This is a genomic window from Amycolatopsis echigonensis, assembly GCF_014174495.1.
In the GTDB taxonomy this organism is placed as follows: Bacteria; Actinomycetota; Actinomycetes; order Mycobacteriales; family Pseudonocardiaceae; genus Amycolatopsis; species Amycolatopsis echigonensis.
Window position 1 is genome coordinate 1 of record NZ_JACJHR010000255.1, and the last position, 733, is coordinate 733.

General features: G+C 62.9%; 1 protein-coding gene. It reads right to left on the minus strand.

Features of this window, described 5'->3' with window-relative positions; all coding sequences use genetic code 11:
• Positions 1-595 (minus strand): IS256 family transposase (locus H5411_RS46625; RefSeq protein WP_183128043.1); only part of this gene is annotated, 595 nt, incomplete at its 3' end.
• Positions 596-733: the final 138 nt, after the last annotated feature.

A 733-nucleotide genomic window follows, 5' to 3' on the forward strand; every position in this document is an offset into this window, starting at 1 on the left:
CGTGTTTGCGGCCTTCCATGTCCACGCCGACGGCCAAGTAGGCGACTTTGGAGGTGACCACGCCTTTGTCCTTGACCCGCAGCCGCAGGCCGTCGACGTAGAGGATCGGGTACATCTCGTCCAAGGGACGCGATTGCCACAGCGCGATCTCGTCGGTCACCACGTCGGTCACGTTGGAGATCAATTCCCGCGACACGTTCACGCCATATGCTTCACGCAAATGGGATTCGATGTCCCGGGTGGTCATGCCGCGCGAATACAGCGACAGGATCGCCTCGTCGATATTGCCCAGCCTGCGTGCGCGTTTCGGCACGATCGCCGGTTCGAAGGAACCGTTCCGGTCGCGCGGCACCGCCAGTTCGACCGGGCCGTTCGAGGTCGACACGGTTTTCGGGGACCTGCCGTTCCGGGAATTCCCGGACCCGTTCCCGGCGGGGTCTCCTTTCTCGTACCCGAGATGATGGGTCATTTCGGCGTCCAACGCCCGTTCGAGCACCGCCTTGGTCATCTCGTTCAGCAATTCTTGCGCACCCAGCGCGCCACCATTCTCGTACGCTTCTTTTACCAACGCGTCAAGCGTTTCCGGCGGTAACACGCGAGCGAGCGCCTCGCCGGCCTCGGGACCCGCAGTCCGACCGGTCGATGTGTTCTCAGTCACAGATGGAGCCTTCCTGGGTCGCCGTCAGCGACCCGATCTTGGTCCATCCGCGGCTTACACGGTTGCCATGACACG